Source organism: Luteibacter sp. RCC_6_2, assembly GCF_041360655.1.
Taxonomy (GTDB): Bacteria; Pseudomonadota; Gammaproteobacteria; order Xanthomonadales; family Rhodanobacteraceae; genus Luteibacter.
Map to the genome: position 1 here is coordinate 77572 of NZ_JBFUPQ010000012.1, position 13756 is coordinate 91327.

Sequence of the window (13756 nt, forward strand, 5' to 3'; positions counted from 1 at the left end):
CCCTGCCCTCTTAGAACGTGCCCTGGAACATGACGAAGCCACGTGTCCCGCCGACGTTGCGTGTGTCGCTGGCGTTCACGAAGTTGGACACACGGTGATAGAACGCGTCGTCCGTGGCGTGGGTCACGCCACCGCTCACCGACCAGTGTGCGGCGAACTGGTATTTGATCGTCGCCGAGTAATCGCTATAACTCGCATCACGCGCTCCATTGGAGAGTGGCGTGGCCAGCTTCGCGGTGTAGTGGGTATGTCCCGCGTGCAGCGCCAACGACCACGCGTCGGACAGCGGAAACGTGCCGTCCAGTTGGAGGTACCCCGTCCCCCGCGTATCGCCGTCGTAGCCCTGCTCCTTGTCGGCGGCGAAATAGTCCGTCAGCGACCGGTTGTATTTCAGGGTGAACTGGCGCCACGTCAGCGCGGCGTTGGCTTCGAGCGTGTTGAAGGACCGCGAGCGCAGGCCGGCCTCGTCGAGGTCCGCACCTGGATACATATAGCCGTACACGCCGACCCGCCAAGACCAGTCGGCGTCGATGGGGCGACCGAAGCTGGCGTACAGATCCAGTTCCATGGAACCGCCCGGATAGCTCTTGTCGCTGATGCTGGACGCCCACGTACCGGCGGCGAATCCGTTCGGGTTCGTGTAATCGGCGCCGCCCTGGATGGCGGGGTGGCCCCAGGTCTGGGTCAAACCACGGAACATGTAATCAGAAACCATCGCCACGTTGCCGGTCACCGGCGAGGCGTCCTGGGCCTGTGCGACCGAACCCAGGCTGAGGAAGGAGAGAACCGCCGAAGCGGCCGAGGAAACGATCTTCATTGGAATGCTCTAGATATGACGTAACGAATCAGATGCCGGCGTAGCCGCCAAGGGCGTAGTCGTCTTCGATGGGAGGATGTGCGGCAGCCACCGCGCGCGGCGGTAGCGGCGTGACGTTGCTTGCGACGTGCTCGGCGTGGGGCACCACGACACGGACTTCCATGTCGATGTCGTCGGTGTCTTCGATGAGAACGGTGAGCTTTACGGAATGCATGGGTGACCTCGGTTCAGGCCAGTCCGAACAGGACCAGCAACATGTCGATCAACTTGATGCCGATGAACGGAACCACGATGCCGCCCAGCCCGTAGACCAGCAGGTTGCGGCGCAGAAGCGCGCCGGCACCCAGCGCGCGGTAAGCGACACCTTTCAAGGCAAGCGGAATGAGGAAGATGATGATCAGCGCATTGAAGATGACCGCCGACAGGATCGCGCTCTGCGGCGTGGCCAGGTGCATCACGTTGAGCGCGTTCAACGCCGGATAGGTCGTGGCGAAAGCCGCCGGGATGATCGCGAAATACTTGGCGATATCGTTCGCGATGGAGAACGTCGTCAACGAGCCACGCGTGATCAGCATCTGCTTGCCGATGCCCACGATCTCGATCAACTTGGTCGGGTTCGAATCCAGGTCGACCATGTTGCCGGCTTCCTTCGCCGCTTGCGTGCCGCTGTTCATCGCCACGGCGACGTCGGCCTGGGCCAGCGCAGGCGCATCGTTGGTGCCGTCGCCGCACATCGCCACCAGGCGGTTCTCTGCCTGCATGTCGCGGATGTACTTCAACTTCGCCTCGGGCGTGGCTTCGGCCAGGAAGTCGTCGACGCCTGCTTCGGCCGCGATCGCCGCGGCGGTGAGAGGGTTGTCGCCGGTGATCATCACCGTGCGGATACCCATCTTGCGCATTTCGGCGAAGCGCTCCTTGATGCCGTCCTTGACGATGTCCTTGAGTTCCACGACACCGAGAGTGAGCGACCCATCGACGACGATGAGCGGGGTCGCGCCGCGACGGGCGACGTCCTCGGCCATGCGCTTGACCAGCGGCGGCAGGTGGCTGTCCTGCGATTCCAGGTAGCGCTCGACGGCATCCATCGCGCCCTTGCGGATATGCCGGGTGCCGACGTCGACGCCGCTCATCCTGGTTTGCGCCGTGAAGGGCACGAACTCGGCGCGTGCATCGACGGCGCGGCGCTCCCGTCCACCGATGCGCTTCGCGGCCAGCGTCACGATGCTGCGCCCTTCCGGGGTCTCGTCGGCATGTGAGGCCAGTTCGGCGGCTTCCGCCAACTCGCGCTCCTCGATGCCAGGCGCGGCGTGGAAAGCCACCGCCTGGCGATTGCCGAGCGTGATCGTGCCGGTCTTGTCGAGCAGGAGCACATCCACGTCGCCTGCCGCTTCCACGGCGCGCCCGGAGGTCGCGATGACGTTGGCACGGATCATCCGGTCCATGCCGGCGATGCCGATCGCCGAGAGCAACGCACCGATGGTGGTCGGGATCAGGCACACCAGCAGGGCGATCAGCACGGTCAGCGTGATGGGGTGGCCGATGCCCGCCGCCTGCACGCTGTAGATGGAGTACGGCAGCAGGGTGGCGCAGGCGAGCAGGAAGATCAGGGTGAACTTGGCCAGCAGGATCGTCAGCGCGATCTCGTTCGGTGTCTTGCGCCGCGAGGCGCCTTCCACCATCGAGATCATGCGATCGAGAAAGCTCTCGCCCGGATTGCTGGTGATCCGCATGACGACCCAGTCGGACAGCACCCGGGTGCCACCGGTCACGGCGCTGCGGTCGCCACCCGATTCACGGATCACCGGCGCGGACTCTCCGGTGATCGCGCTTTCGTCGACGCTCGCCGCGCCCACCACGATCTCGCCGTCGCCGGGCACGATGTCGCCCGCTTCCACGAGGACGAAATGACCGGTGCGCAGTTCGCTCGACGGCGTGAAGACGATCGGCGCGTCACGTTCGGCCCTGGCCAGCTTCTTCGCGGCCACGTCACGGCGCGATCCGCGCAGTGCATCGGCCTGGGCCTTGCCGCGACCTTCGGCCAATGCTTCGGCGAAGTTCGCGAAGAGCAGCGTGAACCAGAGCCACAGGCTCACCCAGAAGATGAATCCGGTAGGTGCTTCGCCATGCCCCGCCAGAGCCTGCACCCACAGGAGCGTGGTCAGGACACTGCAGACGAAGACGACGAACATCACCGGGTTGCGGAACTGCAGGCGCGGCGAGAGCTTGATGAAGGCGTCGCCCAAGGCGCGCGTCACCAGGGCGCGATCGAGACCGCGCCGTGTCGTGGTTGGATGATTCATGGATCAGTGCCCCGTGGCGGACATCAATTGCTCGGCGATCGGCCCGAGGGCGAGCGCCGGAAGGAAGGTGAGTGCGCCGACGACGATGACGACGCTCGCGAGCAGCACCACGAACAACGGCGTATGCGTCGGCAAGGTGCCGGCGGATTCAGGCACGTGACGCTTCGCCGCCAGCGATCCGGCCATCGCCAGCATGGCGATCGCCAACGGGTAACGTGCGAAGTACATGCAGATGGCCAGCAGCACGTTCCAGAACGGCGTGTTCGCCGAGAGGCCGCCGAAGGCGCTGCCGTTGTTGTTCGAGGCGGAACTCACCGCGTAGAGGATCTCGCTGAATCCATGCGCACCCGGGTTGGCGACGCCGGCGACACCGGCAGGCGTCATCACGGCGATGGCGGTACAGATCACCACCAGCGCGCAAGGCAGAAGCACGGCCAGGCTGGCCATCTTCATCTCGTGCGCCTCGATCTTCTTGCCCAGGTATTCCGGTGTGCGGCCGACCATCAGGCCCGCGATGAAGACCGCGACGACGGCGAAGGCCAGCATGCCGTACAAGCCGGAACCCACGCCGCCGAAAATGACCTCGCCCAATTGCATCAGCCACATCGGCACGAGGCCGCCCAGCGGGGTCAGCGAGTCGTGCATGGCATTGACCGCACCGCACGATGCGGCCGTGGTGATCGCGGCGAACAATCCGGACGAGACGATACCGAAGCGGGTCTCCTTGCCCTCCATGTTGCCGCCACTTTGCGTCGCCGAGGCATGCGCATCGATAGCCAGCCCGTGCAGCGCCGGGTTACCCGCCTGCTCGGCCGCCACCAGGCCGAAGGTCAAGGGCACGAAGATCACCAGCATCGTCGCGAGGATGGCCCAGCCCTGGCGGCGGTCGCCGACCATCACGCCGAAGGTGTAACAGAGCCCGGCGGGAATCAGGAAGATCGCCAGCATCTCGATGAAGTTGGAGAACGGCGTCGGATTCTCGTAGGGATGTGCCGAGTTGGCGTTGAAGAAGCCGCCGCCGTTGGTGCCCAGCATCTTGATGGCGACCTGCGAGGCGGCCGGTCCCATCGGAAGCACCTGCTCCTGCGTGGAAACATGCCTGACCACCGGCTTGCCGGCCGCATCGATCACGGGGTTGCCGTCGGTATCCTTCACCGGTTCGTCATACGCGGTGGCCTGCACCGTCGTCGCATGTTCGTACGGGTGCACGTTCTGGACGACGCCCTGCGAAACGAGTAGCAGGCTGATGACCAGCGACAGGGGAAGCAGGATGTAGAGGGTGGTCCGGGTCAGGTCGACCCAGAAGTTACCGAGCACCTTCACGCCCCGGCGCGAGAACCCCCGGATGACGGCAACGAGCACGGCGATGCCGGTCGCGGCCGAAAGGAAGTTCTGCACCGCCAGGCCCACCGCCTGGGTGAGGTAACTCATGGTCGATTCGCCGCCATACCCCTGCCAGTTCGTGTTGCTGGCAAAGCTGACGGCCGTGTTCATCGCGGAGTCCGGTGAAACCGCCGCGAAATGCTCGGGGTTCAGCGGCAACCACTGCTGCACCCGCTGGAGAACATAGACCGCGACCATGCCCAGCACGTTGAACAGCAACATGGCGAGCGCGTACTTCTTCCAGCCCATCTCCTCGCCCGGCTCCACGCCGGCCACGCGATAGACGAGCCGTTCGATACGTGCACCGAAACGCGTCACCTTGTTGGGTCCGTCCGCGAAGACGAGGGCCATGTACGAGCCGATCGGCTTGACCAGGAGAAGCAACACGGCGAGATAGACGGCGATCTGGATCCAGTCGTTCGCGCTCATTCGAACCACTCCGGCTTGAGCAGCGCCACGACCAGGTAGCCCGCGAGGGCGACGGCTATCACGCCGGCGATGAGGTAGGAAGCATTCATGTCGGCACCCTCAGCGGCGACCGAGCCGGTCGCAGATCATGAGGAAGCCGATGGTCGCCGCGGTCAGTACGACGATCAGGAGGACGTAGAGGATTTCCACAGGTTCACCCAGGTGAGGAGAGCTGCGGAATTATCGAAACGTGCGGATATCTTCGGTGTAAGGCGCGGAGAGGCCCGCGTAAATTCAGCGTAAATTCCTGCGCATAAAGTCGCGCAGGGGGGGAAAGTTCTGGTGGGAGCCGACCCTGTCGGCGATAGATCCTTGCCTCGAGCCCTTGTGGGAGCCGACCTTGTCGGCGATCCCGCGGTAGCGGGCCAGGTTGAGGCAAGCGCCTATCGCCGACAGGGTCGGCTCCCACCAAGCTTTCTTCTTATCGCTGGGGTTACAGGTTGCTGTAGAGGTTGCTCACGATCGTGCTGCCGAAGCCGCTCGCGTAATCCCAACCCGCGGCGGCCGTCTCGCCACCGTTACTGCCGGAGGTGATGTCGTGGTAGACGCTGGTGGGCACCTGGTACAGGTGCGGACCGGCGAAGCCGAGCGTGGAATGGCCCGCGAGCATGCGTGCCCAGGTGGCGGCGAACAACGGTGCGGAGAGGCTGGTACCGCCGTACTGTGCGTTGCTGCCGTTGACGATGATGATCGAACCGGAGTTCGGGTCCGCATCGAACGCCACGTCGGCGACGTCACGCGTGGTGCCGGTGCCCTTCGTCTGCCAGCTCGGCTTCGGCTCGACGGTGCTCGGACTGCCACCGGCATCGGCCCATAAGGTCTCACCCGCCCAGCTGCTTCCGGTGCCGGTGCTCAACGTCGTGCCACTGACGGCCACCACGTAGGGCGAGCTCGCGGGATAGCTCGGCGTCGTGCCACGCGGCGACTTGGTGCACTCGTTGGAACCGGAGTCACCCGTGGAGACGGAGAAAGTCTGCCCCTGCGAGACGCCCAGCGCGAAGATCTGGTCGTCCGCGGCCATCGAGCCGTCGTTGTAAGCGCTGGTTTCGCATTCGCCCAGCGACACGTTGATGACGCTGGCCTGGTTGTCGCTCACCGCCTTGTTATACGCGGCCGTCAATGCGCTGTTACTCAGCGAGTTCGCCGCATAGAAGATGAGCTTGCCCACGCCACCCGACATGCCCACGATGTCCTGGCTGTCGAGATCCCATTCAGGCGTACCGCTGGTGTCGGTGCCCGCCGTCCCGACCACGACCACCTGGGTGTTCACGGCGGGCAATCCATTGGCGGTGGTGAAGCTGGTCAGGTCCTTCAGCGGCTGGGTCATGTTGCCGTCGCTGATGATGCCCACGGTGACCGTCGCCGCCGTCGGTGTGCTGCCGACGTTGTAGATGGTCGGGAACGTGGTGGGATTGTGGCCGGTGACACCGGTAGTGGCCTTGGTACCGATCCGGTCGGCGGGCTTGATCATCGTGTGCGCGTGGTTGACCGTCTGCAAACCGACCACGGCGAGCACCGAGTCACCGAGCGCTGCGGGTACCTTGGCGTCGTCGATATTGGCGTAGGCGGCGCGGCCTTCCGCGTCATGTGCCTTGACCAGGCGCGTGGCGAAAGCGGATTGCGCGGCAGCCGCGTTGCCATCCGCCGAAACGACCAGCTTGTTGGAGGAAACGCTGATGTTGGTGAAGCCGGCCTTGCTGAGATGCGCGACCACGGCCTGCACCTGGTCGTCGCTCGGCGAGAACATGGCGACCGCGTCCGCCGGTTGCAGTGTCGCGTGGAACATCGGGCTGGACGGGTTATGCGCCGATGCGATGAAGTCATCGAGTGTCGCGCGGTTCTGCACCTTCAACACCACTTCGATATGGACCGGCGTAGCGGCATCCGCCAGGTCGGCGGCCGTCGCTGTCGTCGCGAGTTCGTGCGCGCGCGTGGCCGTGGCCGTCCAGGTCGTCGCCGCGCCCGCGGCCATCGCCGGTACACACACGAACGCACCTAGCACCGCACTCATCGCCACGCATAGCGAGGATTTCTTCATCTGCATGAAACGTCTCTCCCGTAAGCTGAGCCGAATCCCGATTGGGATATATGGTTCCGGTGACATCGTCACCGGACGCTGGCAGCTCGGCCCCTTGTCATTCCGTTCTTTTCCCCCCGGGCGAACTCCGTTTCAACGACAAAGCACCGCTCCCCACATCGACGCTAGCACAGGAAATCAGAGCGCCTGCATCAGGAAAATTCCTGTTCGTAGTGCGTTCGTTCATTCGCATTTCCTTGCGGCGCCGTGCGACGTTGACGTGCTTTATTATTTTCTCGAAAAGCGGTGTATAAGCGTAGGTATTTGCGACAGGCGCAACGATGAACATCACCCTCGACGAGATCCAGAACTTCATCGTGGTGGTCGACACCGGCTCCATCACGGCCGCCGCGCAGCAGCTCGAGCAGACCGTTTCCGCCGCGAGCCGGTCGCTGGCGAGACTGGAACAGAAGCTCAAGACCACCTTGCTCCGTCGCACCACGCGGCGCCTCGAACTTACCGATGAAGGCGAGGCTTTCCTGGAACGCGCCCGCGACATCGTCGCGGCGGTGGAGAACGCGGAAGAACAGATGGCGGCGCGGCAAGGCCGCCCGGCCGGACGCCTTCGCATCGATGCGGCCTCGCCCTTCATGCTGCATGTGGTGGTGCCGCTGATAGCGGGTTATCGCGAACGTTTTCCCGACGTGGAACTGGAACTGCACACCAGCGAGGGTTATATCGACTTGCTGGAACGTCGTACCGACGTGGCCCTGCGCATCGGACGGTTGAAGGATTCCACTCTACACGCCCGTCCGATCGGCACGAGCCAGGTGCGTTGTCTCGCCAGCCCGGCTTACCTCGCGAAGCACGGCCGGCCGCGCAAGGTATCGGACCTGCGCAAGCATGCGTTGCTCGGTTTCACCGAGCCCGAGTCGCTCAACGAGTGGCCCCTGCTGGACGAGGGCGGGCAGCGCGTGCGCATCAAGCCCACCATCGGCTCGTCCAGTGGGGAAACGCTGCGCCAGCTCGCGCTCGAAGGCAACGGTATCGTCTGCCTTTCCGACTTCATGACGCGCGGCGATCGCGAAGCCGGCACCTTGGTGCCCGTGTTGTCCAGGCACATCGCCGAGCTTCGCCAGCCGATCAACGCGGTGTATTACCGCAACACGGCCATCTCCGCGCGCATCGCCTCGTTCGTCACCTATCTCGCCGAGGCGATCGGGGATCACGGGTTCGACCGCTGAGCACCCGCGTCAGACGCCGGGCGGATTCGAGTCGATCACCTGCACCTTCGGCCCCGTGCCCGCGGGCTGGATGCTCTCATCGGTCGCAAGAAGCACCGAGCCCGGCGATAGCAGGGGCAGCACTTTTTCCATGAACTCACGTGGCACGGCCACGCGATCCACGAGCGCCTCGTCCACCACCTTGCCCGCTTCGTCGCCATGGCCGGGAATGCCGATGGTGATCCAGTTCGGCATGCGCAGGCCCGATCGCTGCGGCGCGTCGGGCATGTAGCCGGAAGCGACGATGAAGGCATGCGTGCCGGCCAGGGGATCGCGTACCTGTACCTGGCTGCGGCCGATCTCGATGCCGTTGCGGAACACGATGACCCGGCCATCGGCCACGCTCAACACCATGGAAATCGGCCCGGCCGGCGAGGCTTCCGGTGTCCATCGATACAGTTGCCCATTGGCCAGCGGCTCGAGGTTCAGGTCGGCGCCATTGCGGGGATCGATGGGAATGACGGCGGTGGGGTGCACCACGGTCACCGGTGCCGTGCCTTCCTCGGCCACCACCACGGTCATGCCCATGTTCGTCGCATCGAAGAGCAGCTTCGCGAACTCGGTCGGCAAGTGCACGCAACCATGCGATTCCGGGTAACCAGGAAGGCCGCCCGCGTGCAAGGCCACGCCATCCCAGGTCAGGCGCTGCTGGTACGGCATGGGTGCGTTGTCGTACTTCTTGGAGTGGTGGTCCTTGTCCTTCTGCAGGATCGTGAACACGCCCGTCGGGGTTTCATGACCCTTCTTGCCCGTGCTCACCGTGGACACGCCGATGAGGATGCCGTTGCGGTACGCATAGGCTTTCTGCTCGGTCAGGCTCACGATCACCGCCATCGGTCCGGGGGATGCGCCTCGTCCACCCCATATCCATTCACCGGGCTTCAAGGCCGAGGGTGGCGTATCGGCCGGACTCGACTGCTTCGCGCCCCAGATGGGTACGCTGGCCATGGCCGACGATGCGAGCGAGAGGGACAGCGCGAGGCCGGCGAGCAAGCGTTTCATGGGCGGCTCCTGATCCAGATGGCACGAGGTTAATCGGTGCCGGTATATCCGGGCGAGTACGGATCGTTCGCGATTTGGCCGACGCCGTCCTGCACCCGATGGCGCAGTTCTCCGGTGAGGATGCGAAGCATCGGCCCGCGTGCTCCCGGGAACCGTCTGGCAGGTCCGAACAGCGCGTCGCGGCACCAACCCAGGGTGGTGCGGTCGGATTGGAACAACGGCGTCAGCCAACGGCTCATGCGCTGGTATGCGCGAACGTGGGCGTGGCGCTTACGACGATAGGCGTCCAGCGCCACCGCGAGGTCGTCGCTGTGCGAAGCCAGCGCATCCGCAAGCGCGGCGGCGTCGAGCAGCGCCATGTTCACGCCCTGGCCGAGCTGTGGGCTCATCGCATGGGCGGCGTCACCGATGACCACGAGCGAGCCATGGTGCTGGCCTGCCCCGCCGTTCCGTAGCCCGCGATGGCGATCCTCATCCCTGCTCCCTTGGCTTTGCGACAGGATACCAAGTCATGTCGAAACCGCCCCCCGTCGTTCGACGAAAGGGAAAGCCTCCCACGGACCCAGGTGCACCGATGACCCTGAAGCTCTATGCCCACCCGTTCTCGTCCTACTGCCAGAAAGCCCTGGTGGCCCTCTACGAAAACGGCACGCCGTTCGAGTGGAAGCTCCTGTCACCGGAGCATCCCGAGATTTATGCGGAGTTCGCCGATCTTTGGCCGCTGAAGCGGTTCCCGGTCCTGGTCGATGGCCAGCGAACCGTCACCGAAGCCAGCACCATCATCGAATACCTGGACCTCCATCACCCTGGCCCGGCGCCGATGCTTCCCGAGGATCGCAAGGCGGCGCTCGAGGTCCGCGGCATGGATCGCTTTTTCGACAACTACGTGTCGACGCCGCAGCAGAGGATCGTGTTCGACGCGCTGCGCCCGGAGGGCAAGCACGATACGCACGGCGTGGCCGAGGCGCGCGAGATGCTCGACACCGCCTACGCCTGGCTCGACCGTCACATGGCCGGCCGCGAATGGGCCGCCGGCGAACGCTTCAGCCTGGCCGACTGCGGGGCCGCCCCGTTCCTTTTCTATGCCGACTGGACCCACGCGATCGATCCGCGATTCGCGCACGTGCATGCGTACCGCCGACGACTGCTCGCCCGCCCCTCGTTTGCCCGCGCCGTCGACGAGGCCCGCGTCTACCGTCCGTTCTTTCCGCTGGGCGCACCCGACCGCGATTGACCGAAGGAGATCGACATGACCGACCAAACCCTCGCCCCCGCCGCCGACCTGGCCGCGCGAAATACGTTCCGCATGCCCAATGAAAGCACCGAATACCGCGCGGCACGCAATGCCCTGCTCGCCGAGGAAATCGAGCTGCGCCGGCATATCGAACGGGTGGCCGTGCAACGGCGTGCCCTGCCCCCCGGTGGCGAAGTGCGCGGCAACTACCGCTTCATCGGACAACACGGCCCGGTCGACTTCGCCGCGCTGTTCGGCGACAAGTCGACCCTGGTGACGTACAGCTGGATGTTCGGGCCGCAACGCGAGCGCCCTTGCCCGATGTGCACCTCCCTGCTCAGCGCCTGGGACGGCGAGGCACGCGACATGGAGCAGAACGTCGCCCTGGCGGTCATCGCGCGATCGCCGTACGAACGCATGCAGGCCTTCGCGCGCGAACGCGGCTGGCGGCACCTGAAGCTCTATTCGGATGCCAACGGCGAGTTCAGCCGCGACTACCACGCGATCGGCAAGGAAGGTGGCGACGAGCCCGCCTTCAACGTCTATACCAAGCGCGACGGCGTGATCCGTCATTTCTGGGCGGGCGAGATGGGTTTCGAGACAGCCGACCCCGGCGAAGACCCGCGCGGCGCGCCCGACCTCATGCCCTTGTGGACGGTGATCGACTGCACGCCGGAAGGACGCAAGCCGACGTGGTATCCGAGCCTCGATTACCCCGGCTGACAACACAAAACGTCCAGGCTGGACTTGGTGTATCGGCGCGGGGATCATGTCGCGCATGACCGATCACCTTTCCTCTTTCGTCCCGGTGGCCGATGCGATCGCCGCCCTGCTACGCCCACATGCGGAAGTGGTGATCCATGACCTCGCGTCCGGCCGCATCCGTCACATCGCCAATCGCCTGTCCCGCCGCGAACCAGGCGATGCCTCGTTGACGGATATCGACGACGTGATAACGCTGGACCAGCCCGTCATCGGTCCCTATGCGAAGACGAACGGCGACGGCCGGTCGCTGAAATCGGTGACCGCCGTCCTGCGCGACGGCAGGCGCAAGCCCGTGGGGCTGCTCTGCATCAATCTGGACGTGAGCATGTTCGAGGCCCTGCAATCGGTTTCGAGGGATTTCCTTCGCTTCGCCGACACCAGCGAGCGGCCTTCGGCGCTGTTTCGCGGCGATTGGCGCGAAGAGATCAACGACGTCGTGGGCCAGTTCCTCGTCGATCGGGGCACCACGCTCGCGGCGATGAGCCTCGCCGAGCGGGAGGCGGTCGTCGCCACGCTGGAATCCCGGGGCTTGTTCGACGTGCGCAACGCCGCGGCCTACATCACCCAGCTACTGGGCCTGTCTCGCGCGACCTTGTACAAGACGCTGAAAGTGGTGCGCCAGGCGTCGTGAACCCGCGCGCTCACCGAAGCTGGCTGTCCTTGCTCCCACGGCGGTTGTAGCCGGTGAACGCCGCGTCTTCGCGGTCGGCCGCTTCCTGGCACACCACGCACAGGCGCACGCCCGGCACGGCCAGGCGGCGCGCCTCGGGGATCGGCTTGTCGCACTCCTCGCAGCGCTCCAGGCTCGGCCCTTTCGCAAGGCGGCTGCGGGCGCGCTTCACCGCGTCGTCAACGGTGGCGTCGATCTGGTCCTGCACGGCGGTATCGCCCGCCCATCCGGTTGCCATGGGTCACCTCCAGGCGCGTTGGCTCAGATGCACCGATATGGTGGCAAGTCCTTGGTTTTAAAGGCGTGAAGCACGGGCTTCCGACCGCGATCCGGCATCAGCCGGCCGCTCTCGGTTCATCGTACAAACCAAACTCCGTGATGCCGGGCTGCCTTCCGGCGGCGCTGAGCCTGACGCGCCTCGCCGTCGTACGAGCCACCTCGTGGAACTGGTAGTGCGCGGGCGTGGTACCGGAAACCACTTCCACCCACGCGCCGTCGCGCTCGACTTCCACCTTGTACGACGCGATGCGGCTCGTATCGCCATAGTCCTCGTCGTGAAGCGGTTCCACGATGGACAAGGTGTTGAACGACACCGGCGCATCGAAACGCACTTCGATCCAGCCCTCGTTCTTGCCGCGATCGGCGAGCCAGTAGGTGCGGAAATTGTCGTCGAACGCCTGGTCCGGGCCCACGGCCTCGTCGCTCGCACTGGCCCATGCCGGTTTTCCGGCGGCGAGATCCGGCGTGGTGATCGTGACCGAACGCCCGATCTTCGGTGCGGGGCCGCCGTTCTTCCATAGCGCGCCGATCTCGGCCAGCCGCGCCACGGCGTTGTCGTCGAAGCGGCCGTCACGGTTCGGCGCCACGTTGAGGATGAGGTTGCAATGGTTGTTATTGAACGGCTTCAGCCATTCCTCGACGATGGTCTTCGCCGACGCGAGTTCCGAGGTGGGATAGGCCTTCTTCCAGAACCAGTCGCTCTGCAGGGTCGTACCCGATTGCGAGGGCACGGGACTGTCCGACGGGATCTTCTGCCCCGCGTGTTGCTCGTACTGCTTGATGTCGGTGTAGTAGAGCGCCGTGCCCGGATAGCTGCCCGCGTTGTGATCGGTGAGAAGGCAATCCGGCTGCAGCGATTTCACCAGGTCGTAGATCTCGCGATACGGCAACTCGGCGTACGAGATGCGTGACCAGGATGCGTTCCAGCCATCGAGGATCAACGCGGTGAGCGGGCCGTAGTTCGTCAGCAATTCGGTGATCTGCGCCTTGATCAGCGCGATCTTCTCCGGCGTGACCGTGCGCGCGCGGATGTCCTGGCGCAGGTCGAGGATGGAGAAATACAGGCAGACCTTGAGTCCCGCCTTGCGAAACGAATCGACGTAGCGGCGCACGACATCGTGCGGGTACGAGGACTGCATGACGTTGGCGCTGCCGGTCCGGGTCGGCCACAGGCAGAAGCCGTCATGATGCTTGGTGGTGAGGCAGGCGTAGCCCATATGGGCGGACTTCGCGGCGCGCGCCCATTGGTCGGTGTCGAGGTGCTTCGGATCGAACAGCTTCGGAGACAGCGTGGGATCGCCCCACTCCCGTTCCTCGAACGTGGCGAGGTTCAAGTGGATGAACATGCCGAAGCGGAGATCGAGGAAGGCCTGTTGCAGCGCCAGGAGGCGGTCCGGGTCCACTGCCACGTGATCCCTCGCCACGGGTGAAGGCGTCGCCGCCATCGTCCTTACCGCGGGCCAGAGGCCACTGCTGAAGGCGCCGGCGGCGGCCAATGCCTTCGCGAACTCTCGTCGATTCAATGGACCCACTCCCCG

Annotated in this window: 13 protein-coding genes and 1 pseudogene; 4 read left to right on the forward strand and 10 right to left on the reverse strand. The window is 65.0% G+C overall.

Features of this window, described 5'->3' with window-relative positions; genetic code table 11:
* Positions 1-10: 10 nt before the first annotated feature.
* The 6 genes from AB6730_RS14100 to AB6730_RS14125 all read right to left on the reverse strand — a co-directional run bounded on the left by AB6730_RS14100 (position 11) and on the right by AB6730_RS14125 (position 7012).
* Positions 11-817: a TorF family putative porin gene (locus AB6730_RS14100; RefSeq protein WP_371024238.1), complete on the reverse strand. Its 807-nt coding sequence runs from the start codon at positions 815-817 to the stop codon at positions 11-13.
* A 28-nt stretch (positions 818-845) separates the two neighbouring features.
* Positions 846-1031, reverse strand: a complete 186-nt coding sequence (locus AB6730_RS14105; RefSeq protein WP_371024239.1) for a hypothetical protein — start codon at positions 1029-1031, stop codon at positions 846-848.
* Positions 1032-1044: 13 nt separating this feature from the next.
* The gene (gene kdpB, locus AB6730_RS14110; RefSeq protein WP_371024240.1) at positions 1045-3117 is read right to left on the reverse strand and encodes a potassium-transporting ATPase subunit KdpB; all 2073 of its coding nucleotides are present in this window, start codon (positions 3115-3117) and stop codon (positions 1045-1047) included.
* A gap of 3 nt (positions 3118-3120) precedes the next feature.
* Positions 3121-4929 carry a potassium-transporting ATPase subunit KdpA gene (kdpA, locus tag AB6730_RS14115; RefSeq protein ID WP_371024241.1) on the reverse strand — a complete coding sequence of 603 codons (1809 nt, stop codon included), beginning with the start codon at positions 4927-4929 and terminating at the stop codon, positions 3121-3123.
* Positions 4926-5018, reverse strand: coding sequence for a K(+)-transporting ATPase subunit F (gene kdpF / locus AB6730_RS14120; protein WP_371024242.1), 93 nt, complete (start codon positions 5016-5018; stop codon positions 4926-4928). The genes kdpA and kdpF overlap by 4 nt, the downstream gene beginning before the upstream one ends.
* Positions 5019-5401: 383 nt before the next feature.
* Positions 5402-7012 carry a protease pro-enzyme activation domain-containing protein gene (locus AB6730_RS14125; RefSeq protein ID WP_371024243.1) on the reverse strand — a complete coding sequence of 537 codons (1611 nt, stop codon included), beginning with the start codon at positions 7010-7012 and terminating at the stop codon, positions 5402-5404.
* 314 nt (positions 7013-7326) lie between these two features.
* Here AB6730_RS14125 and AB6730_RS14130 point away from each other — a divergent pair, with 314 nt between their 5' ends.
* Entirely contained in the window at positions 7327-8229 is a 903-nt protein-coding gene (locus AB6730_RS14130; protein ID WP_371024244.1) for a LysR substrate-binding domain-containing protein, read from the forward strand.
* Between the two features lie 9 nt (positions 8230-8238).
* Here the strand turns inward: AB6730_RS14130 and AB6730_RS14135 are convergent, their stop codons facing one another.
* Both AB6730_RS14135 and AB6730_RS14140 read right to left on the reverse strand, forming a co-directional pair.
* On the reverse strand, positions 8239-9270 hold the full coding sequence (locus AB6730_RS14135; RefSeq protein WP_371024245.1) for a L,D-transpeptidase: 1032 nt from the start codon (positions 9268-9270) through the stop codon (positions 8239-8241).
* Positions 9271-9299: 29 nt separating this feature from the next.
* Positions 9300-9701, reverse strand: a pseudogene (locus AB6730_RS14140) (FAD-dependent oxidoreductase); the annotation flags it as partial.
* Between the two features lie 143 nt (positions 9702-9844).
* On the opposite strand from AB6730_RS14140, the gene AB6730_RS14145 reads away from it, so the two are divergent.
* The 3 genes from AB6730_RS14145 to AB6730_RS14155 are packed head-to-tail and all read left to right on the forward strand — an operon-like array spanning position 9845 to position 11900.
* Positions 9845-10504, forward strand: coding sequence for a glutathione S-transferase family protein (locus AB6730_RS14145; RefSeq protein ID WP_371024246.1), 660 nt, complete (start codon positions 9845-9847; stop codon positions 10502-10504).
* 15 nt (positions 10505-10519) lie between these two features.
* Positions 10520-11227 (forward strand): DUF899 family protein, encoded by a 708-nt coding sequence (locus AB6730_RS14150; protein WP_371024247.1) that lies wholly within the window; start codon positions 10520-10522, stop codon positions 11225-11227.
* Between the two features lie 55 nt (positions 11228-11282).
* Positions 11283-11900, forward strand: a complete 618-nt coding sequence (locus tag AB6730_RS14155; protein WP_371024248.1) for a transcriptional regulator — start codon at positions 11283-11285, stop codon at positions 11898-11900.
* Positions 11901-11910: 10 nt separating this feature from the next.
* Here the strand turns inward: AB6730_RS14155 and AB6730_RS14160 are convergent, their stop codons facing one another.
* Positions 11911-12177, reverse strand: a complete 267-nt coding sequence (locus AB6730_RS14160) for a DksA/TraR family C4-type zinc finger protein (RefSeq protein ID WP_371024249.1) — start codon at positions 12175-12177, stop codon at positions 11911-11913.
* 97 nt (positions 12178-12274) lie between these two features.
* A complete protein-coding gene (locus tag AB6730_RS14165) occupies positions 12275-13741 on the reverse strand; it encodes an alpha-L-fucosidase (protein WP_371024250.1) in 1467 nt (488 codons plus the stop codon).
* Positions 13742-13756: the final 15 nt, after the last annotated feature.

What these genes read in the sequence shown, in the direction of transcription:
- AB6730_RS14105 (WP_371024239.1), bottom strand. Translation starts at nt 1,031, where the DNA reads ATGCATTCCGTAAAGCTCACCGTTCTCATCGAAGACACCGACGACATC.
- kdpB (WP_371024240.1), bottom strand. Translation starts at nt 3,117, where the DNA reads ATGAATCATCCAACCACGACACGGCGCGGTCTCGATCGCGCCCTGGTG.
- AB6730_RS14130 (WP_371024244.1), top strand. Translation starts at nt 7,327, where the DNA reads ATGAACATCACCCTCGACGAGATCCAGAACTTCATCGTGGTGGTCGAC.
- kdpA (WP_371024241.1), bottom strand. Translation starts at nt 4,929, where the DNA reads ATGAGCGCGAACGACTGGATCCAGATCGCCGTCTATCTCGCCGTGTTG.
- kdpF (WP_371024242.1), bottom strand. Translation starts at nt 5,018, where the DNA reads ATGAATGCTTCCTACCTCATCGCCGGCGTGATAGCCGTCGCCCTCGCG.
- AB6730_RS14125 (WP_371024243.1), bottom strand. Translation starts at nt 7,012, where the DNA reads ATGCAGATGAAGAAATCCTCGCTATGCGTGGCGATGAGTGCGGTGCTA.
- AB6730_RS14145 (WP_371024246.1), top strand. Translation starts at nt 9,845, where the DNA reads ATGACCCTGAAGCTCTATGCCCACCCGTTCTCGTCCTACTGCCAGAAA.
- AB6730_RS14135 (WP_371024245.1), bottom strand. Translation starts at nt 9,270, where the DNA reads ATGAAACGCTTGCTCGCCGGCCTCGCGCTGTCCCTCTCGCTCGCATCG.
- AB6730_RS14155 (WP_371024248.1), top strand. Translation starts at nt 11,283, where the DNA reads ATGACCGATCACCTTTCCTCTTTCGTCCCGGTGGCCGATGCGATCGCC.
- AB6730_RS14150 (WP_371024247.1), top strand. Translation starts at nt 10,520, where the DNA reads ATGACCGACCAAACCCTCGCCCCCGCCGCCGACCTGGCCGCGCGAAAT.
- AB6730_RS14100 (WP_371024238.1), bottom strand. Translation starts at nt 817, where the DNA reads ATGAAGATCGTTTCCTCGGCCGCTTCGGCGGTTCTCTCCTTCCTCAGC.
- AB6730_RS14160 (WP_371024249.1), bottom strand. Translation starts at nt 12,177, where the DNA reads ATGGCAACCGGATGGGCGGGCGATACCGCCGTGCAGGACCAGATCGAC.